The organism is Mesorhizobium sp. M0227 (assembly GCF_040321855.1).
Classification (GTDB): Bacteria; Pseudomonadota; Alphaproteobacteria; order Rhizobiales; family Rhizobiaceae; genus Mesorhizobium.
This window is the reverse complement of the sequence record NZ_JAMYSJ010000005.1, coordinates 144,936-168,756: the sequence shown is the minus strand read 5'-3', so window position 1 is coordinate 168,756 and position 23,821 is coordinate 144,936. Positions and strand designations below refer to the sequence as shown.

The window sequence follows — 23,821 nt, the reverse complement described above, 5'->3', positions numbered from 1 at the left end:
CCCTAAATCCCTAATCCCTACTGCCTTGGCCTCATGAACCCTATCGCGCTTCTTGATTATGCCGGTGTCGCCGTCTTCGCGGCGACCGGGGCGCTGGCGGCTTCGCGTAAGCAACTCGACATTATCGGCTTCCTGTTCCTGGCCAGCGTCACCGGGATAGGAGGTGGCACGCTTCGCGACGTTATCCTCAACCTGCCGGTTTTCTGGGTCGCCAACTCCGGCTATGTGCTGGTCTGCGCCGCGGTTGCGGTGCTGGTCTTCTTCAGCGCGCATCGTGTCGAATCGCGCTGGAAATGGCTGCTCTGGCTCGACGCCGTCGGGCTCGCCGCTTTTTCGGTGATGGGCGCGGCCAAGGGGCTTGCGATTACCGGTTCGCCGGTCGTCTCCGTCATCACCGGCGTGCTCACCGCCACTTTCGGCGGCATTCTGCGTGATCTCCTCGCCGGCGAGCCATCGGTGCTGCTCAGGCCCGAAATCTACGTTACGGCGGCCCTTGCGGGTGCCGGCCTTTACACGCTTGGCGAACTTGCCGGACTGCCGCCGCTCGCCTCGGACCTCGCCGGTTTTGCGGCGGCGTTCCTCGTGCGCGGTGGTGCGCTCAAATTCGGCTGGTCGTTTCCGTCCTACAAGAGCCGACCCGGCAGGCGGCCGGAAGATATTCCGTGAAGAGAGGGAATAGGGAATGGGGAATAGGGAATAGGGAATAGGGAATAGGGAATAGGGAATAGGGAATAGGGAATAGGGAATAATCAGTAGTCACAGGAGCTTAATCGTGGCGTCATCACTACTGCCTACTGCCTACTCAATCTCACGCCGCGAAGCGCTGGGCTTCGCCGCCATAATAGTTGACGTAGCGTGCGCCGATCTCCTTGACCGGCATCACGACGAACACATCGACCGTCGAGAATTCGCGATCGATGACGCAACCATCGCCGATGCGGGCACCGACGCGCAGATAGCCCTTGACCAAAGGCGGCATCGCGGCGATCGCCGCCTTGGCATTGACGGCCTCGATCGGCATCAGATCCATCGAGCAATAGCGCCCGGACACCGCGCGCACGTCCCAGGCCGAGTTCGTCCGGCAGTGGTGGGCTAGGTAGGTGAGCGCCTCGGCATGCGCCGCCGGCACGGTGCCGTGAAAGGACGCGCAGCCGGTCATCACACCGATTTCGTAATGGTTGATGTAAGCCCAGATGCCTTGCCACAACGCCTCGATGGTGCGCTTCGAGCGGTATTCCGGCAACACGCAGGAGCGGCCGAGTTCAAGGAAGCGCTGGCCGGGGTGGCGGGCGATGAGCTTGGTCAGCTCGAATTCACCTTCGGAATAGAAGCCACCGGCCGTGGCCGCGATTTCTTGCCGCAGCAGCCGATATGTGCCGACGATGCGGCGATGTTCGGGACCGGAAAGCGTGGTGTCCAAAACCAGCAGATGGTCGCAGAGCGGATCGAACCGATCGGTGTCCCGGCGGTCATGGGCCTGGAACAGGTCCTTCCTGGCGCCAAGTTCGTCGTAGAACACCCGGTAGCGCACTTCCTGCGCGGCCGCGATCTCGGCCTCGTTGCGAGCGAGCCGCACTTCAAGATTGCCTATACGGCCCAGCGCAGCGCCCTTTATGACGGAATCGACGTTACGTCCGGCAAGCAAGGCGCTGCTGGCGTTCGGCCGAGTGTCACATTCCGGCATAACTGTATGCACGAGTGATTCTCCTTCGAGCCATCCCTCTTGGCACGGGGATACGGTGTAGGTGCAACAGGATTGTGACAGTACCGTGATACGACGTCATGGGCAATACTTCGTCGGCTGGCGAATACGATCAACCGGCTACGTTTAAGTGATCGCCCGTGCCGAATGGCGGTGGAAAGCTCAGGCCGCGACGACCTGCCCCTCGACGGCATTGACCAGCGCCTCGGGGTCGAGCGGCTTGGTGACAAAGCCGCTGGCGCCATGGGCCAACACCGCATGACGGGTCTTTTCCTGGCTGTCGGCCGACAGCACCATGATCGGCACCGGCCGCACTGCACTTTCTTCCTCATGGCGGCGGATGGCGGCAATCGCGTCCAGCCCGTCCATGACCGGCATGTGGAGATCCATCAAGACCACGTCGAAGCGGTCCTTGTGCGCGGCGCCGGTGACAGCCTCGACGGCGGCCTTGCCGTTGCCGACCACCTTGACGCGATGCCCGGCCTTCAGCAGCGTGGCGCGGGCCAGCATGGCGTTGATGTCATTGTCCTCGGCGATCAGCACCGACAGGCCGCGCTGGCGGTTGCCGATGGCGCGCAGCGTCGGCGCGCCGCGCCTTTCCGGCTGCGGCGGGCCGAGGCTCGGAGCATGGCTGCTCAACAGCACACGCAGAAGTGTTCCGCCACGCACCGGTCTGGCCAGGAAGGTTGCGTAGCCGCTGGCTCGGAACTCGCCAAGCATGCCGCGATCGGTCGGCGCGATCAGCGTGATCGCCTCACAGTCGGAGAAACCGCTTTGGCGCAGGCGCTTGAGCAGCCTTCCGTCGCCTTCTTCCATCGCTGCATCGACCAGGATCGCATCGCAGCCGGCGGCGAAAGGCGCGGCCTGTGCGGCAGTGGTGGCGATGTCGACCGCGCCGCCATTGGCGCGGATGGTGCGGGCGATGGCGTCGGCCTCGACGGCGTTCTTCGACAGGATCACCGCGCGTCTGCCCGAGAGAGCATTCTGGTGGCCCTGCGGCGCTTCGGTGGCCGCTATCGCAGGGATTTCGAAGACGAACTCGGATCCCTGGCCGAGCCGGCTGGATACCGAGATCGTGCCGCCCATGGCGGCCACCAGGCGTCTGGAGATGGCAAGGCCGAGGCCGGCCCCGCCATGTGTGCGTGTCGACGTGCCGTCGGCCTGCTCGAACTCCTCGAAAATGCGCTCCAGGTCGGCATCACGCAGGCCCGGACCGGTATCGGCGATGGTGAAGCATATGCGGTCGCTGGTTTCGGTGCGTGCGCGTGCTATGCTCACCAGCACGCCGCCGCTGTCGGTGAACTTGATGGCGTTGCCGATGAGGTTGAGAAGCACCTGCCTGACCTTGCCCGGATCGGCGGTGATCAATTGCGGCACGTCGGGTTCGACATGGCAACCCAGCCCGATATCCTTGGCGAAAGCCCGCGCTGCCAGCAATTCGATGATGTTGTCGGCGATCTCGCGCACCGACATCGGCTGCGGCTCGGGGTCGAAACGCCCGGCTTCGATCTTGGAATAGTCGAGAAGATCCTCGATCAGGGCAAGCAATGCGCTGGCCGAGGTCGAGACGGCGCCGACATAGGTTTGCTGCTCCGGCGACAGGCTGGTGTCGGCCAGCAACCTGGCCATCCCCATGATGCCGTTCATCGGGGTGCGGATTTCATGGCTGACGGTGGCGAGGAAGCGCGATTTGGCCTGGCTGGCATATTCGGCCCGTTCGCGTGCGGTGATCAGCGAGGATTCGGCGCGTTTGCGGGCGGTGATGTCGCGGGCGATGGCGCGGTGCGAAACCGCGCCGCTGTCCTTGTCGCGCACCGACAGTTCGATCCAGGAGAACCAGCGCTGCCCGCTCGGCGTGCTGATAGAGACATCGGTGGAACTCAGACACTCATGGTCGGAAAAGGCGGCATCGGGAACCATGCCGACCTCGATGCCGAGTTCTGCAAGGGTCTTGCCGGCAAGGTCGCGCTGGTCGATCTCGACGAGATCGGCGAAGACCTTGTTGGCATAGACGATGTAGCCATCGCGGTCGCGATGGATGACGAGATCGCCAAGCGCGTCGATCAGGCCGCGAAAGCGCTCATCGCTCTCCTGCATCTCCCACATGCGGTCGGCCAGCGTCTCGATCTCGGCGCGGCTGCGGGCAGTGGTTTCGTCAAGAAGGGCAGAGGTGCGATGTTCGCTCCGCCTGGCGCGCAGATGCAGGGCAAGACCGGCAAGACCGGTTGCCAGCAATGCGACGCTAATGAAGATTGGTGCCCCGGTCAGATGCGCCAGCCCGGCCACCACCACGATGGCGACGAATGTCAGAAAGGGCAGGCTTTCGCGCCTGGAGAATTCCGGCTCGGGCACCAGCGGCGGGAGCACCGCATCGACGTCGTCGCCAGTGTCCGCCTGTTGGCTGCCGGATTCCGCGATCATGCGAAATCCTTGCCAGACAGAGATTATGGAAAATTGCGGCGGATCGTTCGAATTTTAGCGGATGAGCGCTTTTTGCCGAGGCGCGGCGGGTTTGCCGCAGATCTGGCGATTCCATCCTTCCGGCAGTTGGGCGGAGTCACATATCCACGACGACGCGGCCGCGGATCTTGCCGTCGACGATGTCGCGCGCGGCATCGACGATGCCGTCGAACCCGATGGTGCTGGACAGGCTGGCGAGCTTCTGAAGATCGAGGTCGGTGCCGATGCGGCGCCATGCCTCGAGGCGGACTGCTTTCGGCGCCATCACTGAATCGATGCCGAGCAATGAGACGCCGCGCAGGATGAAGGGCGCGACGCTGGTCGGCAGGTCCATGCCGCCGGCCAGGCCGCAGGCGGCGACCGCGCCGCCATAGGAGGTCATCGAGAGCACATTGGCCAGCGTGTGGCTGCCAACTGCGTCGATGCCGCCGGCCCAGCGCTCCTTGGCCAGCGGCTTGGCCGGCTGGGCAAGCTCCTCGCGCGATATCACCTCGGCGGCGCCAAGGTCGATCAGATAGGGGCTTTCGGCATTGCGGCCGGTGGAAGCAATGACATGGTAGCCGAGGCTGGACAGGATCGAGACCGCGACCGAGCCGACACCGCCGGCCGCCCCCGTCACCACCACCGGGCCGCGATCGGGCAGGATGCCGTGCCGCTCCAGGGCCATGACGCAGAGCATGGCGGTATAGCCTGCGGTGCCGACGGCCATCGCGTCATGCGGGCTGATGCCCTGCGGCAGCGGCACCAGCCAGTCGCCTTTGACACGGGCGCGGCCAGCATAGGCGCCGAAATGGGTTTCGCCGACGCCCCAGCCGTTCAGGATGGCTTTGTCACCGGCGCGCCAGTCGGGATGGGAAGACGAGATGACGGTGCCGGCGAAATCGATGCCCGGCACCAGCGGCCAGCGGCGGATCACCGGCGCCTTGCCTGTGATCGCCAAACCATCCTTGTAGTTCACCGTCGTTGCCTCGACCGCGATGGTGACATCGCCTTCCATCAGGTCGGCGTCGGTGAGATCGGTCACGGTTACCGACTGCTTTTTCTCGGCGTCACGCGAAACGAGGATGGCTTTGAAGGTTTCGGACATGTCTTTCTCCGCGATCGTGTTTGGCGACATGAACTGTGCGGCGATGGCGGCACGGGGTCAATCCTTCGAAGACTTGGCCTTCGAAGACTTGGCCTTGGAAGGCATGGCTTTGGAAGGCTTGGCGTTGGACGGCCCGGGCTCGCGCCGCCAGCCGAACAGCTCGTCGAAGACGACCAGTGCCGCGCCCACCGAGATGAAGGCGTCGGCAAGGTTGAAGACGGCGAACGACCAGACCGGCGTGTGGAACAGGATGTAGTCGATGACGTGGCCGTAGACGGCGCGGTCGATCAGGTTGCCGAGCGCGCCGCCGACGATCAGCGCAAAGCCGGTGCGGGCAAGGATCTGGGACGGCGCGATCCGCGTCGCCAGGAACAGCACGAAGGCAACGACCGCGAGCGAGATGACGATCAGCCCGGTGTCGCCGAAGGACGAGAACATCGAGAAGGCGATGCCGGTATTGTAGGTGCGGAACAGCGCCAGGAAGGGCAGCAGATCAACCTTTTCCTGAAAAGGCAGATCGGCCTCGACCAGGTACTTTATCCACTGGTCGAGCGCGATGGCCGCGAGGACGAGCAGTGCGTAGGGAGTCCATGATCTCACGGGCAGGCAACCTTCATTGCTGGTCCAGGATTGGCTCGAGCTTCAGCGCGCCGCGCCGGATCTCGAACAGCATGATGCCGGTGGCGACGGCCAGATTGAGCGAATCGGCACGGCCCGCTTGCGGAATCCTGAGCAGCCTGTCGCAGCTCGCAGCCAGGCTTTCGGGCAGCCCCTGCTGCTCGTTGCCCATCATCAGCAGCACGGGCCCGCGGGAAAAATCGACCGAGCGGTAGTCGACGGCGCCTTTCAGGTGGGTTCCGGCGACGAGGCCTGAGAAGCCGCCTCGCCAGACAAGGAAAGCCTCGGTCGTCGCCTTGGCTACCGGCACGGCAAAGATCGAACCCATGGTGGCGCGCACCGTTTCCACGGAGAATGGATCAGTGGTATCGCCGACCAGGATGACGCCTTTGGCGCCGACGGCATCGACGGTGCGGATGACGGTGCCGAGATTGCCGGGATCGCGTACCCGATCGAGCGCCACCCAGACGTCGCCATTGTCGGCGCGCACATCCTTCAAGGCGAGGAATTTCTGCGAAAAGACGCCCACCACCATTTGCGGATTGTCGCGGCGGGTGATGGCGACCAGCACCTTTTCCGACACTTCTAGCACCATGCCGCCTGCGGCAACCGTGCGTGCGGCCACCTTCTCCACCGCCGCATTGCCGCGCCCTGCCTTGGCGAAAACTAACGTCCTGATCTGCCAGCCGAGATCGAGCGCATCGATAACCAGCTTCAACCCTTCGGCCATGAAGGCGTTCTGCTGGTCGCGGAATTTCTTCTGCGCGAGCGCCTTGATGTCCTTGACCAGCGGATTGGCGAGGCTGGTGACCTCCTTCACCTGGCCAGGTGCGCCTGCATGCCGCTCGTTCATTCAGCCACCCAACGCGAAAACAGTGAGGTCGAGAGCGCCCGGCCGGCGGACTTTTCACGGATGATCAGCTCACCCGATTCCATCTTGCCGCCCATGCCGGCAAACGTATCGCGCATCAAGGCGTGGATGGCGAAGAAGGAGGCGCGGATGGAATAGGCGGTCAGCACCACGGCAAGCGGCTTCGGCGTCAGGATCGCCCGGCAAAGTTCGGTCAAATCAGGCAGGTCCTCGAACAATTGCCAGACCTCGCCCTTGGGGCCACGGCCATAGGCCGGCGGGTCGAACAGGATGATGTCGTAGCGGCTGCCGCGACGCTCCTCGCGCTCGGCGAATTTGACCGCGTCGTCGACGATCCAGCGGATCGGCTTGCTGCCGAGGCCGGCCATCTCCTGGTTTTCACGGGCCCAGCCAATTGCCTTCTTCGAGGCATCGACATGGGTGACCTCGGCCCCGGCGCGAGCCGCCACCAATGAGGCGAGACCGGTATAGCCGAACAGGTTCAGCACCTTGACCGGCCGCTTCGCCGCCGCGATCAGCCCGGCCATGTGATCCCAATGGGAGGCCTGCTCGGGAAAGACGCCGACATGACGAAACGAGGTGAAACGGCCGAGATAGTCGATGCCGTCATGCTTCATCGGCCAGGTCTCGCCGAGTGGCAGCTTGGGAAAACGCCAGCGGCCGATACCCTCCTCGTCGGTGTCGCCGGTGAAGACGGCGTCGGCGCGCTCCCATTCCTTTGCCGGCAAGGCCTTTTGCCAGATCGCCTGGCCCTCGGGCCGTACGATACGGTAGGGGCCATATTGTTCGAGCTTTTGGCCGGTGCCGCTGTCGAGGAGCGCATAATCGGCATTGGGCGCCACTTCCAGGATCACGGGAAGATGTTCGGCGGGCAGAGCGCCTTCGCGGCGGGCCAGGATGCGCGGCGCCGAGTTCGGTTCGGAACGACTTTCCGTCTTCGCCTCATGGCGCTCGCGCGGTGGCGCTTCCGGTCTGGCGGGAGCCTGGCCGGGACGCGGACGCGACACGTCCGCCGCACCCTTCGCGGATGGATGTGGACGGTTGTCGCGGCGTTTGTCGCGAAAAGACTTCAAGCGGGGGCAACTCCGAACGGGGTGGCCGCTTTTGACATAGGGCAACCGGCTTCGCAACCAAGTCCGACAGGTCGGCCTCTCCGGTTCAGGTTGGCCGCGATGGACCAATGTCAAAGAAACAGGCAAATCTACCGGATGTCCCGCTCCGAACGCCTGCTCGACCTGATCCAGTGCCTGCGCCGGCATCGCCGGCCGGTGAGCGGGCAAGCGCTGGCCGATGAACTCGGGATTTCGATCCGCACGCTCTACCGCGACATCGCCACGCTGCAGGGCCAGGGCGCGCCGATCGAGGGCGAGGCGGGTGTCGGTTATGTGCTCAAGCCCGGCTTCATGCTGCCGCCGCTGATGTTCAGCGACGAGGAGATCGAAGCCATCGTGCTCGGCTCGCGCTGGGTCGCCAAGCAGCCGGACCAGCGTCTTTCGGCCGCCGCTGCCAACGCGTTGGCCAAGATCGCGGCTGTCCTGCCGGACGATCTGCGCGAGGATCTCGACGCGAGCACACTGATGGTCGGCCCTCCCGCCATGGCCATCGAGACCATCGACCTTGGCCTCGTACGGCAGGCCATCCGCAACGAGCGCAAGCTCGGCTTTCTTTACCGCGACGCTGGCGGCGCTGCGTCCGAGCGTGTCGTGTGGCCATTTGCGCTGGGCTTCTTCGACAAGGTGCGGGTGGTGGTGGCGTGGTGCGAGATGCGGCACGATTTCCGGCATTTTCGCACCGATCGCATTACCGAACTCCATGCAACAGATACGCGCTATCCCCATCGTCGCCAGGCGCTGCTCAAGGAATGGCGGGCAACGCTCGACACGTCGCGTGGTTCGTGACGGCTACTGCCAGAAACTGACAGTAGCGCATCCTATGTTCGCCAAGTCGAAACGCTGAACCTTGGAGAGCAGACATGACCACCCCGAATTTCGTCATCCTCTATGTCGACCAGCCGCAGCAGAGCGGCGCCTTCTACAGCGCGCTGCTCGGCCGTCAGCCGGTCGAAAGTTCGCCGACCTTCGTGCTGTTCGTGCTCGATGCCGGCTTCAAGTTCGGCCTGTGGTCGCGCCATACGGTGGAGCCGGCAGCCGCCACGTCAGGCGGTGGCGCCGAAATCGTGTTTGCGCTGGATACGCCCGATGCGGTCGATGCCGCCCATGCCGACTGGTCCGGGCGCGGGCTGACAATCCTGCAGACGCCGACCGACATGGATTTCGGCCGTACTTTTGTCGCGCTCGATCCCGACAATCATCGCCTGCGCGTCTATTGGCTGTCCGACGGCGCACAAGCCGATGGTGACCAGAAATGAGCGCGTATTGGATCGCGGTGGCATCGGCCGAACATGTCCGGCGGGGTCGCGCAGCCGGCTTCATGCAGGTCAATCACGGCAAGGCGGCACCGCTGCGTCGCGTCAAGCCAGGCGATGGCATCGTCTACTATTCGCCGACCACTGTTTTGGGCGAGAAAGATGGCCTGCAGGCCTTCACCGCGATCGGCACGGTGCGGGAAGGCGGGCCCTATCAGGGCGATATGGGCGCCGGCTTCACGCCGTTCCGCCGCGATGTTGCGTGGGCTAAGGCCGAGGAAGCGCCGATCAAGCCGCTGCTCGACAAGCTCGAATTCACCGTCGGCAAGTCGAACTGGGGTTATCAGCTTCGCTTTGGCCTGTTTTCGGTCAGCGCGGCCGATTTTGCTCTGATCGCAGAGGCGATGGGCGCCAAAACGGCTGCGGCAGCGAATTAAGTCTTCATCGCCTTGTAGACGGCAATGCCGGCGGCAAGATCCTCGAGCGCCGCGCCGACCGACTTGAACAGCGTGATCTCACCGGCGCTCTCGCGACCCTTCTTCTGCCCGCGCGCCAATTCGTGCAGATCGGCGACGATGGTTTCCGGCTTCAGCACGCCGGAGGCCAGCGGCTGGACGATGTCGCCGGCTTCCTTGGTGGCGCCGGCGCGGGTGTCGACATAGACGCGGGCAAGCCTGATCGCGTCGTCATCGCTCTCGCGCATCGTCGGCGTAAAGCCTCCGACCAGGTCGACATGGGTTCCCGGCTGCAACAGCGCACCCTTGATCAACGGCGTGGTGGTGATCGTCGCCGAGGAGACGATGTCGGCCTGCCCAAGCTCGGCATCGAGATCGCTCGCCGCGCTGGCTGCAAAACCCTCGGCGCGCAGGTCGGCGGCGACTTTCTCGGCATTGGCCGGAGTGCGGTTCCAGATGCGGATGGTCTTGATCGGCCGTACGGCCGAGTGCGCCTTGGCGAGGAAGGGCGACAGCGCGCCGGCGCCGACCACCAGCAGCCGCGAGGCATCGTCGCGGGCGAGATAGGAGGCCGCGAGCGCCGAAGCGCAGGCGGTGCGCCACTGTGTCAGCCGCTGGCCGTCGATCAAGGCCTCGGGTTCGCCGGTGGCGCCATTGAGCAGGAGATAGAGCCCCATCACCGCCGGCTTGCCGATGGCATTGTTGTCGGGGGACACGGTAACGATCTTGACGCCGACGTGACCGCCGGCCGACGTGCCGGCCGCGTTGAGATCGGTCCAGGCCGGCATCAAAAGCAGGGTGGAGGCGGCACCATCTGGCCGCTCGATCGTATGATGATGCCTGACCGGCTGCACCGCACCGTCGCGAAACGCCATGCGCAGCGTCTCGACCAGCCTGGCAAAGCTCAGGGCATGGTCAACCTCTGCGGCCGAAATGGTCAGCATGCAAAACTCCGTGGGGACAAAACCGCCAACAGGCGGTTCAAGCGGTCGGCTTCGGCAATGCGGACCCTTGGGCGGACCCGTGGGCGGAGCCTGGGGCCGTTCCCGGAGCCTGGCTTTGTGATACCGCCGGCGCACGGCTGACCGCCTGGCGCAGGTTCTCGGCCTCGACGCCGCGCTGGCGCGCCAGCTTGCGATAGCGGCCCTGCTTGACCCAGGTTGCCAGGCTGCCGACGATCATGCCGATGGCGAGTGCCAGGAACAGGAAGATGAACAGCGGCAAAGTCAGGGTCAGCTTCGGATTGCCGGGGTTGAACGGATCCAGCGTGAAGGCGACCAGTTCGCGGTTGGCAACGGCGAGTGCGATCAGGATGATCGCCAGGGGCACGAAGATCGCGATGAGCATGAAGCGATTGAACATGATGTTTTCCGTCGGAAGCTGGCCTGTCCGAAGGCCGTCAGGCGCTGACGTCGCGCCTACTTGCCGCCGTTCAGCCTTTCACGCAGTTCCTTACCAGTCTTGAAGAACGGCACCCATTTCTCCTCGACCTCGACGGATTCGCCTGTGCGCGGATTGCGGCCGGTGCGGGCGGGACGATTTTTCACCGAAAAAGCGCCGAAGCCACGCAACTCGACCCGGTTGCCTTCGGCAAGGGCGTCGGTGATTTCATCGAAGATGGCGCCGACGATGTTTTCGACGTCGCGCAGGAAAAGATGCGGATTGCGCGTGGCAATAATCTGCACAAGTTCGGACTTGATCATGAGACGGGTCCCCGTGAAAGCAGTGCGGTCAAAATTATGAGGATGATTTTATTTGCTTTTTTCACTTGCCCCAAACGGCGTCTCAAGGGTGCCAGACGGAAACGAGACCGTCAAGAAACAAGCGGTCGGCTCCGAGTTCATGGATGACGTCGCCGCTGTAGGCGGGCAGGCCGAGCGCACTGCCGATGGTTTGCGCCATCGCTTTCGAGAACAGGAAGCTGCCGCGCCGTTCGGTATCCTTCCACTCGACGACCTTGAGCTTGGCATCGACGCCCTTGGTGGCCAGCCAGTCGACCGCTACGGCCTCGCCGCCGACGGCGTCGATCAGCCCGTTGGCAACGCCTTGGCGCCCGGTGAATATCGAGCCGTCGGCAAGCGCCAGCGCTTGTTCGCGGGTCATCTTGCGGCGTTCGGCGACGATGTCGACGAACCAGTTGTAACTGTCGAGGATGAGTTTGCGAACCATGGCGCGCTCGTCGTCATTGGTCGGCTTGAAGGGAGAGGGCGCGGCTTTCAGCGGCGAGGATTTCACCTCCTCCAGCTTGACGCCGAGCTTGTCCATCAGGCCGCTGACGTCGGGATACTGGATCAGCACGCCGATCGAGCCGACGATCGAGGTCTTGCGGGCAACGATGTGATCGGCGGCACTGGCGATCATATAGCCCGCCGATGCGGCGAGCGTGCCGACTTCCGCCACCACCGGCTTGTCGGCGGCCAGCTTGCGCACTTCTTCATAGATCGATTCACCGCCAACGGTGGTGCCGCCAGGCGAATCGATCGACAGGATCACCCCTTTCACCTTCGATGAAAGACGGATGGTTTCCAGGCGCTTGATCAGTTCCTCGTCCTCGGTGATCGTGCCTTCGATCTTGACCTTGGCAATATGGTCGACCGTCGAGCCGCCGAAATCGTCGCCATAGAACCAGGTTGAAAGCGCAATCACCCCAAGGGCTACGATGCCTATGGCGACAACGCGCCAGAATGTCAGCTTGCGCCGCAAACGGCGGCGGTCGATCAGGTCGTCGGCTCTCAGTGCCATGGTCAGCCTTTCAGTCGGCGGAAGGGGACGCTTTTAGACCATGATCCTCTCATCGGGAAGCAGTTCTCTTTCCGGCAGTGTCTCAGTCTGAAGTTTGCGCAAACGGCTAATCCTTTGGCCGAGTTGCGCAAACGCCCTATATACCGGCAAAAGGCATAGGAGATTTCATGATCGCCAAACACACAACCGCCGAAGATATGGCTCGAACTGTAGGCGTCGACCCGAACACATTCCGCCAAGCGTTGCGTAATGTGAAGCACCCTCGGAAACGCAACACTGATTGGGAAGTGAAAATTGGCAGCCCATCGTATTCGGGAATGCGCACCGTTCTTGTTGGTCTCATACAGAGGAAGGCGGCCTGACGCCGACCGGATCTAAAGCCAAAAGCGTCCCGCCGACGTGATCGGCAACGCCGCATACACGATCGGCCAGGCTGGCCAGGCGGGGCATCCGACATCTCCCCTCACGTTTTTGGGCAATTACCGCGAGGTCGGGCGGCGAGACAGGCGCTGATAAATTTTACGCCGCGTGTCTGTTTCTGCTATGGAGAACACGCAGTTGTGCGGACTTCGTTTTCGTCTGTACAAAGGCGGTTGTCACACTTTTGCAGTTTTCGTGGGCTTGTGCTTGCTTGAAAGCGCCGGCGTCCCACCTATAGGCGGTGCTCAAGGGCGGGCAGGGTTAGAAGAAAGCAGTGAATGTTAGCGCGACCTATTGAACCAACCAACGCCGAGGCGGTGTTGGCTCCCCCGGCGGACGGCCGGACGCGCGGCGATGCTTTCGACCGTGCACAGCGTCATTCGCGCCGCGTGCGCGTTCTCAAATTTGCCGTGCCAGTGGCCGCGGCACTGATAGCGGTCGCTTTCCCGGTCTATTCCTATCTCGCCGCACCCGTCGCCGTGAAGGTTCAGGCGGAAGGCACTGCCTTTTCCAACGGCAAGCTGGTGATGGCCAATCCCAAGCTCAACGGTTTCACCAAGCAGAAGCAGCCTTATTCGATGACGGCGCTGCGTGCCATTCAGGATGTCAGCACGCAAGGTATCATCGAGTTGGAAGGCATCGACGCCAAGGTGCCGATCGCGCCCGACAATGTGGCGGCGGTCAAGGCCTCGCACGGCACCTACGATCGCGACGGCAATACGATGAACCTGACCAGCGACGTGACGATCACCACGACCGACGGCATGCAGGCCAAGTTCAAATCGGTCTTCCTCGACATGGGCAAAGGCACTATGAAGACGGGAGATCCTGTCGATGTTAGCCGTGGCGGGTCGCGGATCACGGCGGATACGATGTCGGTCCAGGACAATGGCAAGGTTCTGGTTTTCGAGAACAAAGTGCGCGTCAACATCGATTCCGCCGCCTTGAAGGCGGCACAGGGAAACAGCGGAGAAACCAATGCGGCTCAGTAGTTCGACGCGGCTCGCGGCTGCAACTTCAGCGTTGCTGCTGCTCGGACTCGTGCCGTCATGGGCGCAGACGACCAGTCAATCAGGCCTCAAACTGTCCGGCGACAAGCCGATCCAGATCGAGAGCGACAAGCTGGAAGTCCGCCAGGCCGACAGTGTCGCCATCTTCACGGGCAATGTCAGCGTCGTCCAGGGGCCGACATTGATGAAGGCCGGCAAGATGACGGTCTACTACGTCAAGGACCCCAACGCCGCTGCCAAGGGCACGGAGGCCGCGGGTGCGGCGATGACGGGCTCGGCCAACATCGATCACCTGGAGATCTCCGACAAGGTTTACATCAAGTCGGATGCGCAGGTCGCGACCGGCGATCAAGGCAGCTTCGATATGAAGAGCCAGGTGCTGGTGCTTTCGGGCAAAAAGGTCGTTCTGTCGCAAAACGACAATGTTCTGGTGGGCTGCAAGCTTACGGTGCAGATGAAAAGCGGACTGGCTCAGGTGGATCCATGTGCTGGGCAACGCGTCCAGATGTCGATCACGCCGCCGCCGAAATCGGGAGCGACGAACCCCTGATGGCCAGCCTGTCGTCGTTGACGGCGCGTCTTCCGGGACGGGCCGCCGGCAAGCTTTCGGCGCCGGCCACGGTGACCGTCGATGCGGGAAAGTTCAAGGGAACCCTGATCGCCAAGGGGCTGACCAAGAGCTACAAGGGCCGCAAGGTCGTCAGCGGCGTCACCATCGGCGTGCGCGCCGGCGAGGCCGTTGGACTGCTCGGCCCCAACGGCGCCGGCAAGACGACCTGTTTCTACATGGTTACCGGCCTCGTGCCGGTGGATGAAGGCACGATCGAGATCGACGGCTTCGACGTCACGTCGATGCCGATGTACCGTCGCGCACGCCTCGGCATCGGCTATCTGCCGCAGGAAGCGTCGATTTTCCGTGGGCTCAATGTCGAGCAGAATATCCGCGCGGTGCTGGAAGTGGTCGAAAAGGACCGCAAGGTGCGCGAGCGCAATCTCGACGAACTGCTCGAGGAATTCCACATCAGCCATCTGCGCAAGGCGCCATCCATGTCGCTTTCGGGCGGCGAGCGGCGACGCCTGGAAATCGCGCGAGCGCTGGCGACGCGTCCGGCCTACATGCTGCTCGACGAGCCTTTCGCCGGCATCGATCCGATCGCTGTCGCCGATATCCAGCAACTGGTGCGCCACCTGACAGCGCGCGGCATCGGCGTCCTCATCACAGATCATAATGTGCGCGAAACGCTCGGCCTGATCGACCGCGCCTACATCATCCATGCCGGCCAGGTGCTGACCCATGGCAGGGCCGACGAAGTGGTGGCAAACCCGGATGTGCGGCGACTTTACCTCGGCGAGGGTTTTACGCTCTGAACGGTTCGTCGTTCATGGAAAACGCCAATCCCCTCCGTCTTTTCGTCTTGACGCAATTCCCAAGGGAAAGCGCTATGCGCTTTTCCGGGAAAACCGTTTCACACTTTTCCTGGAATTGCTCTGAGCGTGAAATTTGTTTCCTGACACGATTTTTGCGGTTCGCGCGGCGCTTTTTTCTCGATTTTGCTCCGGGATAACGCTCCGGTAAGCGCGTTTTGCTACCAATTGCCTTGACAAGCAAAAGCCGGGCCAGTTTTTATGGCCGGCTGCAAAATTCTTGCCCGGAAGTCGGGATGCGTAGACGAGGCGTTTGAAACCGAACCATGGCGTTGGCGGCCAAACTACAGCTACGACAATCGCAGTCGCTGGTGATGACGCCGCAGCTGATGCAGTCGATTCGGCTGCTGCAGTTCACCCATGTCGAGCTTGAGCATTTCATCGACGAGGAAATCGAGCGCAATCCGCTGCTGGAACGCGCCGAGCCGCAGGACGATGCCGCCAGCGACCAGGCGCAGAAGATCGAGGCGGAGCCGCAAGCCACCGCCGAAGGCGACTGGTTCGAAAACGAGACGCAGTGGAGCGCCGAGGCGATCTCGGACAAGCTCGACACGTCGCTGGAAAACCTGTTTCCCGACGACCCGGGCACCAGCGAGCGGCTCGGTCCCGACCTGACGGCACAATGGAAGTCGGCTTCGGGCAATGGCGCGGGTTCCTCATCCGAGTGGTTTGATGCGGGCGATATGGCGACTGCTGTGATCACGCTGCGCGACCATGTCGGTGAACAGGTGGCGCTAGCCTTCGCCGATCCGGCTGCACGGCTGATCGCCGCCGAACTCGCCGACGGCCTTGACGAGAGCGGCTATCTGCGTGCCGACCTGGCCGAGATCGCCGTTCGTCTCGGTGCGGATGCCGCCGCCGTCGCGAAGGTGCTGGCGGTGTGTCAGACCTTCGAGCCGGCCGGCCTGTTTGCCCGCGACCTAGCCGAATGCCTGTCGCTGCAACTTGCGGTGCGCAACCGGCTCGATCCGGCGATGAAGGCGCTGGTCGCCAATCTCGAACTCCTGGCACGGCGTGATTTTCACGCATTGAAACGGATCTGCGGTGTCGACGAGGAGGATCTGCTCGACATGCTGGCGGAGATCCGGGCGCTCGATCCCCGGCCGGGCATGGCGTTTTCGGGCGGCGCCAGCGACGCGATCGTCGCCGATGTCGAGGTGCGCGCGGCCAATGACGGCAGCTGGACGGTCGAGCTCAATGCCGAAACGCTGCCGCGGGTTTTGGTCGACCATATCTATTTCGCCCAGGTCTCACCGCAGGCCAAGAACCAGGCGGAAAAGGATTTTCTGGCCGAATGCCTGCAGAATGCAAACTGGCTGACGCGCAGCCTCGACCAGCGGGCAAAGACCATCCTCAAGGTCGCCTCGGAAATCGTTCGCCAGCAGGATGCCTTCCTCGTCCATGGCGTGCGGCAGCTGAAGCCGCTCAATCTGCGCACGGTGGCCGACGCCATCGGCATGCACGAATCGACGGTCAGCCGGGTCACAGCCAACAAATACATGCTGACGCCGCGCGGCGTGTTCGAGCTCCGGTATTTCTTCACCGCCTCGATCGCCGCCTCGGGCGGCGGCGATGCGCATTCCTCGGAAGCCGTGCGTGACCGCATCAAGCAGTTGATCGACGAGGAAAAACCCGTCGACGTGCTTTCCGACGACGCAATCGTCGACATGTTGCGTGAAAGTGGCGTCGACATTGCAAGGCGTACGGTCGCCAAGTACCGGGAAGGCATGAATATCCCCTCTTCGGTGCAGCGCCGACGCGAGAAACGGGCGATGGCCAGCGCCGGGCGCTGAGCGGGTCGATTTTCCACAGGCCGGCACTTCATTGACAAGCCGCGGTGAAGTGGCTAGAAGCCCGCCCGCATGAGACGGGCTAGATGCCCGCATGCGGATGGTCCGTCACGACGTTGGCCTCGGGACGGTCAAAGGGCGGCTTGTGATCAACCGGAAAGTTTGGATTTAAAATCGGCGCAAGTGACGCCGCAAAGCTTGTGCGCACGGATCACGAGTATAAACTCGGGCCAGTTTGAAGCCTGAGCAGGAAGGTCAGTTTTCAGATGAATCTGCGCATATCGGGAAAACACATGGACATCGGCGATGCGTTTCGGACACGCATCAATGATCGCGTCGGCGAAGCGATCGGCAAATATTTCGATCGCGGCTTTGCCGGACATGTCACGGTCATCAAATCGGGCTCGCGCTATTCGGCGGACTGCATGATCCGGCTGGATTCCGGCGCTTCGCTGCAGGCCACCGGCGATGCCCAGGATCCGACATTGGCCTTCGAGGCCGCGGCGGATCGTCTGGAAACCCGCCTGAGGCGCTACAAGCGCCGGCTGAAATCGCACAATTCGGGCGCCGCCAACGGCCAGCCGACCGACATAGCCTACACGGTGATGGCGCCGCTTGCCGATGACGACGAGGACATTCCGGAGAATTTCGCGCCGGCCATCGTCGCCGAATCAACCATGACGCTGAAGACCATGTCGGTGGCGTCGGCGGTCATCGAGCTCGACACCAAGGACAGCCCGGTCTTTGTCTTCCGCAATGCGGGAACCGACCATCTCAACATCGTCTATCGCCGACCCGATGGAAATATCGGCTGGATCGACCCGTCGACGACCAAGGTCGCGCAAGCGTGACGACAATGGTCGCACGGACGTGACGACCACGGTCGCACTGGGATAAGAGCCGGCCGCACGAGGGGTGGGGACTGGTGACGGCAGGCGAACAAGGGATTTTCAAGCATGGATCTGAGCGATCTTATCAACGTTCCGGCGATACTGCCGGCGTTGAAGGCGAACTCCAAGAAGCAGCTGCTGCAATTGCTGTCCGAACGGGCAGCGGCGATTTCCGGCATTCCGGAGCGGGAGGTGTTCGACACCATCTTGCAGCGTGAGCGGCTGGGTTCGACCGGCGTCGGCAACGGCATCGCCATTCCGCACGGCAAGCTGGCCGGCGTGAAGCGCATCGCAGGTGTTTTCGCCCGGCTGGAGACGCCTGTCGATTTCGAATCGCTGGATGATCAGCCCGTCGATCTGGTGTTTCTGCTATTGGCGCCGGAAGGGGCGGGCGCCGACCACCTCAAGGCACTGTCGCGCATCGCGCGGGTCCTGCGCGATGCCGACACGGTGGCCAAGATCAGGGGTACGCGCGACGCCACGGCTATCCACGCGCTTTTATCGGACACCCAGGCTTCGCACGCGGCCTGAATTTCGAGAATGATATCGCCACAGGGCCGCCATGGGCGGCCCTTTTCCGTTTCAGCGGGAAATCGCTCTCAGTGAATGGCGACCGTGGTCAGATCGTTTTCCATGGCACCGGCCAGAGCGCGGTCACGCGCATCGGAAAGCAGGATCGGCTGGCCATTGGCGGCAAACAGCGCCCACAGTTCCATGCCGGGGGCGATTTCGCCGAGATTGGGGAAACGGCCGAGCAATTCGTCGCTCGAGACCTTTCTGAGATAAGCGACCGAGCCTTCGCCGAGATGAGCGAATTCGCCATTGGTCATGGTGATGTTTTCAGTTCTGGTCATTTCAAAGCCTCCTTGGCGCGAGGACGCCGCTCAAGGCCATCCCGCATGAGAGCCATTCAATTTGCTGCATCGTGCTTTCGAAAAATCGGTGCCGATTTTCCGGCCGATGCAGTGGTAAAGATCAGTCTTTCACCGATATGTTTATTTTCCGTACCAGCCGTTCGGACTCCGGCCGATCGAGGTCGATCGACAAAAGACCGTTCTTCAACTCCGCCGCGATCACCCGCATGCCGTCGGCCAGCACGAAACAGCGCTGGAACTGGCGCGCGGCGATGCCGCGATGAAGAAATTCGCGCTCGGTGTCGTCGGTCTGACGGCCGCGCACGACCAGCTGGTTTTCCTCCGTGGTGACATCGAGATCGCTTTCGGCAAAACCGGCGACCGCCAATGTGATGCGCAACCTTTCGGTCTTGCCGTCGGCGCCGCTGAGGCGTTCGATGTTGTAGGGAGGGTAGCTGTCGCCGGATTTCGCCAAGCGTTCCAGGGTCTTTTCCATGGCGTCGAAACCAAGGAGAAGCGGGCTGGAAAAGGGCGTCATTCGGCTCATGTTACATTGTCCTCTCAAGAGCGACATAAAGTGGAAAAACCCAGATGGCATTTTTCCCGATGGCCTTGATATGGTCCGCCCCGCGACCAAGTTCAAGCCGTCAACAGACCCGCCCAAAAAGACCAGGCCGTGGACTCACAGGAATGATCGGCATGGCGCTTGAAACGGCGAGCAGATGCAAGGAGAAGCGCGCAGGTCGGGGATCGTCTTCCCCGGTCGAGCGGTTCGGCATGGCAGCTCGCGGCCGCTTCGGCGTCATTTGGATGTTTCGATCGGATCGGTTCAAGCCCACGACCTCGCCAAACAAGGAATTGAAATGCCCCAGTCACGCAAGATCATCATCGACACGGATCCCGGTCAGGATGATGCCGTCGCCATATTGCTGGCGCTCGGCAGCTCCGAACTGGAGATCGTCGGCATATCAGCCGTTGCCGGAAACGTGCCGCTGAAGCTTACCGAAAAGAATGCCCGCAAGATCTGCGAGTTGGCTGGCCGTCCGGACATCAAGGTCTATGCCGGCGCCATCCGGCCCCTGATGCGCGAATTGGTCACCGCCGAGGAAGTGCATGGCAAGACCGGTCTCAACGGACCGCAACTGCCCGAACCGACGATGAAGCTGCAGGACCAGTACGCGGTCGATTTCATCGTCCAGACGCTGATGAGCGAAGAAAGCGGCACGATCACGCTTTGCGCGCTCGGCCCGCTCACCAACATTGCGCTGGCGCTGATCCGCGAGCCGCGCATCGCACCACGCATCAAGGAAATCGTGCTGATGGGCGGCGGCTTCTTCGAAGGCGGCAACGTCACCCCGACCGCCGAATTTAACATCTATGTCGATCCGCAGGCCGCCGATGTCGTGCTCAAATCCGGCATCCCGATCGTGATGATGCCGCTCGATGTCACCCATAAGGCGCTGACCACTGCCAAGCGCACGCAAACCTTCCGCACGCTCGGCACCAAGGTCGGCACCGCCACCGCCGAGATGCTGGAGTTCTTCGAGCGCTTTGACGAGGAGAAATACGGCACCGACGGCGGCCCGCTGCACGACCCTTGCGTCATCGCCTATCTGTTGAAGCCGGACCTGTTCAAGGGCCGCAACTGCAACGTCAGCGTGGAAACGGCCTCCGAGCTCACCATGGGCATGACCGTGATCGACTGGTGGGGCGTCACCAAACGGCCGAAGAACGCCATGGTGATGCGCGACATCGACCATGACGGCTTTTTCGCGTTGCTGGTGGAGAGGCTGGGGCGGCTGTAGGTTCTTCCTTCTCCCCGTTCACGGGGAGAAGGTGCCGGCAGGCGGATGAGGGGCGGCACAAACGTTAATATTTTGTCTGCAGACCCGGCGTTGCCCCTCACCCGATCGCTTCGCGACCACGCTCTCCCCGTAAACGGGGCGAGGGAAGAGGCGCACCTTACTTCGCCTTTGAAAACGCCAACCACAGGCCGCCGCCGACCATGAAGCTGCCGCTGATCCTCGACAAAAGTTTTATGCGGCCGGCCGACAACAGGCGCCCGGCGCGGCCGGCGGCCAGCGCATAGGTCGAATCCGAGAAGGCGGCGAAGATCATGGCGGTCAGGCCCATGATGGCGATCTGCAGCGAGTAGTTGCCTTGCGGCGAAATGAACTGCGGAAAGAAGGCGCCGAAAAAAATCAGCGTCTTGGGATTGCTGAGCGCCACCAGCAAGCCCTGCAGGAAGAAGCCGCCGCGTGGCTTTCTCGCTGTTCCATCGGCATTCAGCGTGCCTTTGGAACGGAACATCTGCACACCCATCCAGATCAGATAGGCGGCGCCGATCAGCCTGACCCACTCGAACCAGTGGCCCATGCCTGCGATCAGCGTGTTGAGGCCGATGCCGACGATGGCGATCATCACGGCAAGCCCGGCCTGCGTGCCGGCGACATTGGCGAGGCCGGCGCGCGAGCCATGGCGAATGCTGTTGGCGATGATCAGCGTGACCGTCGGACCGGGCACCAGGATGATAACGATGCAAGCGAGGACATAGGCAGCGTAGAGTTCGAACGACATGATTTTTCCCCAGGAATACCGCCGAGGCGGCGCGGTTGAGGGTAATCAATGCATAGCAGCGCAGCCGGTGCAAGCCGCTACCTAGCGCCCTGCGACACGCCAGTCCGCCCGGTTCAGGCGCCGGCCTGCCAGGGCAGTGTAGCCTCATAGGCCGCCGCCGCCTTGAGTACGGCGAGGTCGCCGCGCGGCCGCCCGATCAGCTGCATGCCCATCGGCCGGCCCCGGTCGTCGAAGCCGACCGGCACGTTGACCGCCGGGCAGCCGCCTAGGGTCGCGAAGGCGGAAACCTGCATCCAGCGGTGGTAGCTGTCCATTGCGCGTCCGGCGACCTCACGGGGCCAATGCGTGCCTATGTCGAAGGGGAAGACCTGCGCCGTCGGCAGCGCAATCAGGTCATAGCGGTCGAAGAGCGACAGCAGCTTGAGATGCCAGGATGTGCGGGTCACGGAGGCGGCGCGGATCTGCGGCGCCGTCAGCCGCATTGCATTCTCCACTTCCCAGATGGCTTCCGGCTTGAGCAGGCCGCGTTTCGCAGGATCGTCATAGTGGGTTTTGAGCGCGCAGCCGCTGCTGGCTTGGCGCAGCGTGACGAAGGCCCGCCACAGCGCTTCGAAATCGAAATCCGGCAGCAGCGGCTCGGTCAGGAACGATGCCTTCGCAAAGCGGCCAAGTGCTGCCTCGCACAGGCCGAGAATGCCTGTTTCAACCGGCAGATGACCGTGGAGGTCACCGAGCCAGGCGATGCGGCCACCAGTTGCCGGTATTCCAAGCCCTTCGAGGAACGAGCCGGGTTTCTCGTAGGACAATGGCGCGTGCGGGTGGTAACCGGCCTGCACATCGAGCAGCAGCGCCATGTCACGGACGTTGCGGCCCATCGGCCCGTCGACGCCCATCTGCGCATGGAAGACTTCGAAATCGGGTCCGCCGGGAACAAGTCCTTGCGACGGGCGGAAGCCAAAAACATTGTTCCAGGCGGCCGGGTTGCGCAGCGAGCCGCCGAAGTCGCTGCCATCGGCGACGGGCACCATGTCGAGCGCCAGGGCCACCGCCGCGCCGCCGCTCGAGCCGCCGGCGGTCAGGGCCGGATCGAAGGCGTTCAGCGTCGGCCCGAACACGGCATTGTAGGTGTTGGAGCCAAGCCCGAATTCGGGGACGTTGGTCTTTCCGATGATGATGGCGCCGGCATTGCGGATACGCTCGACGAAGAAATCGTCTTCCTGCGGCACGAAATCGGCGAAGATCGGCGAGCCGAAGGAGGTCCTGAGGCCCGTGGTCGAGGCGAGATCCTTGATGGCGATGGGCAGGCCGAAGAGCGGCCCCGCCGCTTCGGCTCGCGACGGGCTGGCATCGGCCGCATCGGCTTCGCGCAGGATATCGGCGCGATCGCGCAAGGAGACGATGGCGTTGACCAGCGGATTGACCGCCTCGATGCGGTCGAGGAATGCCGCCACCACCTCGCGCACGGAAAGCTCTCTCTCCCGGATCGCGCCGGCGAGTTCGACCGCGGACAGGCGGCAGATGTCGCCTGCCGGCGGCACGGCATGCTTCGTTTGAGGACGCAGCATTTTAACGGGTTTCCTGCAGCGCCTGATCGACGTCTTTGGCGAGCGGGATCGCCGGTTGGGCGCCAGGCTTCAGGCAGGCCAGCGAGCCGGCCGCGCCGGCGCGCGCCAGCGCCTGTTCGAGCGTGAGGCCCGACGACAGGCTGGCGGCGAAATAGCCGCAGAACGTGTCGCCGGCGCCGACCGTGTCGACAGGGGTGATCTTGCGCGCAGGAACGGCCAGGAACTCGGTCGATGTCGCCGCCAGCACGCCGTCGCCGCCGAGCGTGACGACGACGGTGCGGCCGGTCTTTCCGGCAAAGTCGCGCATGCGGGCCGCCCGGTCGCGGCCTTGCAGCGACAGCGCTTCGCCATAGAGGTCGAACTCGGTTTCGTTGGCGACGACATAGTCGGCCTTGTCGAGAAAGCCGGCTGCCTGCCCCTGGAAAGGGGCGGTGTTGAGCACGGTGATGGCGCCGGCCGCCCTTGCCTGGTCGAGGGCGGCATCGACGGTGCCCAGCGGAATCTCATTTTGCAGCAGCACGACGTCGCCTTTTTTCAGAAAGGCCTTGGAGAGATCGCCGGGCACTACGGAAGCGTTGGCGCCCGGCACCACGGCGATGATGTTCTCGCCGTCGTCGGCGACCATGATCAGTGCCGTGCCGGTCGAGGCGTGAGTCTCGGCAACGCCGGACAGGTCGACCTTGCCGTCGCGCAGCAATGCCAGTGCCTCGGCGGCGAAGCTGTCCCTGCCGACGGCGCCGACCATGCGCACCGAGGCGCCGGCGCGTGCGGCGGCCAGCGCCTGGTTGGCGCCCTTGCCCCCGGGCGCGGTGGTGAAGGCCGAGCCGCCTACCGTCTCGCCGGGGCTAGGCAAGCGGTCGACCTTGGCAATAAGGTCGAGGTTGATCGAACCGATGACGATAATCAAGCAAGGCCTCCTGGCAACGCAAATTCAAATGTCGGAGCATCCTTGTGCGTCCAAGCGAACCCAGGTCGTTCCGATTGCGCGGA

At 63.1% G+C, this 23,821-nt stretch carries 27 protein-coding genes; 12 read left to right on the top strand and 15 right to left on the bottom strand.

Annotation, left to right across the window (positions count from 1 at the left end; translation table 11 throughout):
* Positions 1 to 33 precede the first annotated feature (33 nt).
* Entirely contained in the window at positions 34 to 666 is a 633-nt protein-coding gene (locus tag NKJ00_RS09720) for a trimeric intracellular cation channel family protein (protein WP_352440853.1), read from the top strand.
* 142 nt (positions 667 to 808) lie between these two features.
* On the opposite strand, the gene olsB is transcribed toward NKJ00_RS09720, so the two are convergent.
* The 6 genes from olsB to NKJ00_RS09690 form a co-directional block, all read right to left on the bottom strand.
* Positions 809 to 1,684, bottom strand: coding sequence for a l-ornithine N(alpha)-acyltransferase (olsB, locus tag NKJ00_RS09715; protein WP_352629609.1), 876 nt, complete (start codon positions 1,682 to 1,684; stop codon positions 809 to 811).
* A 180-nt stretch (positions 1,685 to 1,864) separates the two neighbouring features.
* Entirely contained in the window at positions 1,865 to 4,123 is a 2,259-nt protein-coding gene (locus NKJ00_RS09710; RefSeq protein WP_352440854.1) for a response regulator, read from the bottom strand.
* 136 nt (positions 4,124 to 4,259) lie between these two features.
* Positions 4,260 to 5,249, bottom strand: coding sequence for an acrylyl-CoA reductase (NADPH) (gene acuI, locus NKJ00_RS09705; RefSeq protein ID WP_352629567.1), 990 nt, complete (start codon positions 5,247 to 5,249; stop codon positions 4,260 to 4,262).
* 57 nt (positions 5,250 to 5,306) lie between these two features.
* Positions 5,307 to 5,849: a signal peptidase II gene (gene lspA, locus NKJ00_RS09700; protein WP_352629566.1), complete on the bottom strand. Its 543-nt coding sequence runs from the start codon at positions 5,847 to 5,849 to the stop codon at positions 5,307 to 5,309.
* 13 nt (positions 5,850 to 5,862) lie between these two features.
* A complete protein-coding gene (locus tag NKJ00_RS09695; RefSeq protein WP_352629564.1) occupies positions 5,863 to 6,720 on the bottom strand; it encodes a TrmH family RNA methyltransferase in 858 nt (285 codons plus the stop codon).
* On the bottom strand, positions 6,717 to 7,811 hold the full coding sequence (locus NKJ00_RS09690; RefSeq protein WP_352440855.1) for an RsmD family RNA methyltransferase: 1,095 nt from the start codon (positions 7,809 to 7,811) through the stop codon (positions 6,717 to 6,719). The genes NKJ00_RS09695 and NKJ00_RS09690 overlap by 4 nt, the downstream gene beginning before the upstream one ends.
* 135 nt (positions 7,812 to 7,946) lie before the next feature.
* On the opposite strand from NKJ00_RS09690, the gene NKJ00_RS09685 reads away from it, so the two are divergent.
* From NKJ00_RS09685 to NKJ00_RS09675, 3 genes are all read left to right on the top strand, one after another.
* Positions 7,947 to 8,636 carry a helix-turn-helix transcriptional regulator gene (locus NKJ00_RS09685; protein ID WP_352629563.1) on the top strand — a complete coding sequence of 230 codons (690 nt, stop codon included), beginning with the start codon at positions 7,947 to 7,949 and terminating at the stop codon, positions 8,634 to 8,636.
* Positions 8,637 to 8,710: 74 nt separating this feature from the next.
* Positions 8,711 to 9,106 (top strand): VOC family protein, encoded by a 396-nt coding sequence (locus NKJ00_RS09680; protein ID WP_128303211.1) that lies wholly within the window; start codon positions 8,711 to 8,713, stop codon positions 9,104 to 9,106.
* The gene (locus tag NKJ00_RS09675) at positions 9,103 to 9,540 is read left to right on the top strand and encodes an EVE domain-containing protein (RefSeq protein WP_023812532.1); all 438 of its coding nucleotides are present in this window, start codon (positions 9,103 to 9,105) and stop codon (positions 9,538 to 9,540) included. The genes NKJ00_RS09680 and NKJ00_RS09675 overlap by 4 nt, the downstream gene beginning before the upstream one ends.
* Here the strand turns inward: NKJ00_RS09675 and lhpI are convergent.
* From lhpI to sppA, 4 genes are all read right to left on the bottom strand, one after another.
* Positions 9,537 to 10,502, bottom strand: a complete 966-nt coding sequence (lhpI, locus tag NKJ00_RS09670) for a bifunctional Delta(1)-pyrroline-2-carboxylate/Delta(1)-piperideine-2-carboxylate reductase (RefSeq protein ID WP_023812533.1) — start codon at positions 10,500 to 10,502, stop codon at positions 9,537 to 9,539. The two genes, NKJ00_RS09675 and lhpI, sit on opposite strands and share 4 nt — an antisense overlap.
* Before the next feature lie 37 nt (positions 10,503 to 10,539).
* On the bottom strand, positions 10,540 to 10,920 hold the full coding sequence (locus NKJ00_RS09665; protein ID WP_023812534.1) for a LapA family protein: 381 nt from the start codon (positions 10,918 to 10,920) through the stop codon (positions 10,540 to 10,542).
* A gap of 56 nt (positions 10,921 to 10,976) precedes the next feature.
* Positions 10,977 to 11,261: an integration host factor subunit beta gene (locus tag NKJ00_RS09660; protein WP_006200394.1), complete on the bottom strand. Its 285-nt coding sequence runs from the start codon at positions 11,259 to 11,261 to the stop codon at positions 10,977 to 10,979.
* Between the two features lie 82 nt (positions 11,262 to 11,343).
* Positions 11,344 to 12,300: a signal peptide peptidase SppA gene (sppA, locus tag NKJ00_RS09655; protein ID WP_023812535.1), complete on the bottom strand. Its 957-nt coding sequence runs from the start codon at positions 12,298 to 12,300 to the stop codon at positions 11,344 to 11,346.
* 167 nt (positions 12,301 to 12,467) lie between these two features.
* Between sppA and NKJ00_RS09650 the strand changes: the two genes are divergently transcribed.
* The 7 genes from NKJ00_RS09650 to ptsN all read left to right on the top strand — a co-directional run bounded on the left by NKJ00_RS09650 (position 12,468) and on the right by ptsN (position 18,366).
* Positions 12,468 to 12,662, top strand: a complete 195-nt coding sequence (locus tag NKJ00_RS09650) for a hypothetical protein (protein WP_127296383.1) — start codon at positions 12,468 to 12,470, stop codon at positions 12,660 to 12,662.
* A 336-nt stretch (positions 12,663 to 12,998) separates the two neighbouring features.
* Entirely contained in the window at positions 12,999 to 13,712 is a 714-nt protein-coding gene (gene lptC, locus NKJ00_RS09645) for an LPS export ABC transporter periplasmic protein LptC (protein WP_128303210.1), read from the top strand.
* Positions 13,699 to 14,280, top strand: a complete 582-nt coding sequence (locus NKJ00_RS09640) for an LptA/OstA family protein (RefSeq protein ID WP_023812537.1) — start codon at positions 13,699 to 13,701, stop codon at positions 14,278 to 14,280. Before lptC ends, NKJ00_RS09640 begins: the two co-directional genes overlap by 14 nt.
* Positions 14,280 to 15,098 (top strand): LPS export ABC transporter ATP-binding protein, encoded by an 819-nt coding sequence (gene lptB / locus NKJ00_RS09635; RefSeq protein WP_013529586.1) that lies wholly within the window; start codon positions 14,280 to 14,282, stop codon positions 15,096 to 15,098. Before NKJ00_RS09640 ends, lptB begins: the two co-directional genes overlap by 1 nt.
* Before the next feature lie 323 nt (positions 15,099 to 15,421).
* On the top strand, positions 15,422 to 16,948 hold the full coding sequence (rpoN, locus tag NKJ00_RS09630) for an RNA polymerase factor sigma-54 (RefSeq protein WP_128303209.1): 1,527 nt from the start codon (positions 15,422 to 15,424) through the stop codon (positions 16,946 to 16,948).
* A gap of 263 nt (positions 16,949 to 17,211) precedes the next feature.
* Positions 17,212 to 17,796: a ribosome hibernation-promoting factor, HPF/YfiA family gene (gene hpf, locus NKJ00_RS09625; protein ID WP_013529588.1), complete on the top strand. Its 585-nt coding sequence runs from the start codon at positions 17,212 to 17,214 to the stop codon at positions 17,794 to 17,796.
* A gap of 105 nt (positions 17,797 to 17,901) precedes the next feature.
* Positions 17,902 to 18,366, top strand: a complete 465-nt coding sequence (gene ptsN, locus NKJ00_RS09620) for a PTS IIA-like nitrogen regulatory protein PtsN (RefSeq protein WP_111548784.1) — start codon at positions 17,902 to 17,904, stop codon at positions 18,364 to 18,366.
* A 68-nt stretch (positions 18,367 to 18,434) separates the two neighbouring features.
* On the opposite strand, the gene NKJ00_RS09615 is transcribed toward ptsN, so the two are convergent.
* A complete protein-coding gene (locus NKJ00_RS09615; protein ID WP_023760740.1) occupies positions 18,435 to 18,689 on the bottom strand; it encodes a BQ00720 family protein in 255 nt (84 codons plus the stop codon).
* A 121-nt stretch (positions 18,690 to 18,810) separates the two neighbouring features.
* On the bottom strand, positions 18,811 to 19,236 hold the full coding sequence (locus NKJ00_RS09610) for an Hsp20 family protein (RefSeq protein ID WP_023760739.1): 426 nt from the start codon (positions 19,234 to 19,236) through the stop codon (positions 18,811 to 18,813).
* A gap of 316 nt (positions 19,237 to 19,552) precedes the next feature.
* On the opposite strand from NKJ00_RS09610, the gene NKJ00_RS09605 reads away from it, so the two are divergent.
* Positions 19,553 to 20,494 (top strand): nucleoside hydrolase, encoded by a 942-nt coding sequence (locus NKJ00_RS09605; RefSeq protein WP_023812539.1) that lies wholly within the window; start codon positions 19,553 to 19,555, stop codon positions 20,492 to 20,494.
* A gap of 157 nt (positions 20,495 to 20,651) precedes the next feature.
* Here the strand turns inward: NKJ00_RS09605 and NKJ00_RS09600 are convergent, their stop codons facing one another.
* The 3 genes from NKJ00_RS09600 to NKJ00_RS09590 all read right to left on the bottom strand — a co-directional run bounded on the left by NKJ00_RS09600 (position 20,652) and on the right by NKJ00_RS09590 (position 23,738).
* Complete coding sequence (locus tag NKJ00_RS09600) at positions 20,652 to 21,266, bottom strand: LysE family translocator (RefSeq protein ID WP_352554956.1); 615 nt, start codon at positions 21,264 to 21,266, stop codon at positions 20,652 to 20,654.
* Positions 21,267 to 21,379: 113 nt separating this feature from the next.
* Positions 21,380 to 22,831: an amidase gene (locus NKJ00_RS09595; protein ID WP_352610186.1), complete on the bottom strand. Its 1,452-nt coding sequence runs from the start codon at positions 22,829 to 22,831 to the stop codon at positions 21,380 to 21,382.
* Position 22,832: 1 nt separating this feature from the next.
* Positions 22,833 to 23,738, bottom strand: coding sequence for a ribokinase (locus tag NKJ00_RS09590; RefSeq protein ID WP_352610189.1), 906 nt, complete (start codon positions 23,736 to 23,738; stop codon positions 22,833 to 22,835).
* Between the last annotated feature and the right edge of the window lie 83 nt (positions 23,739 to 23,821).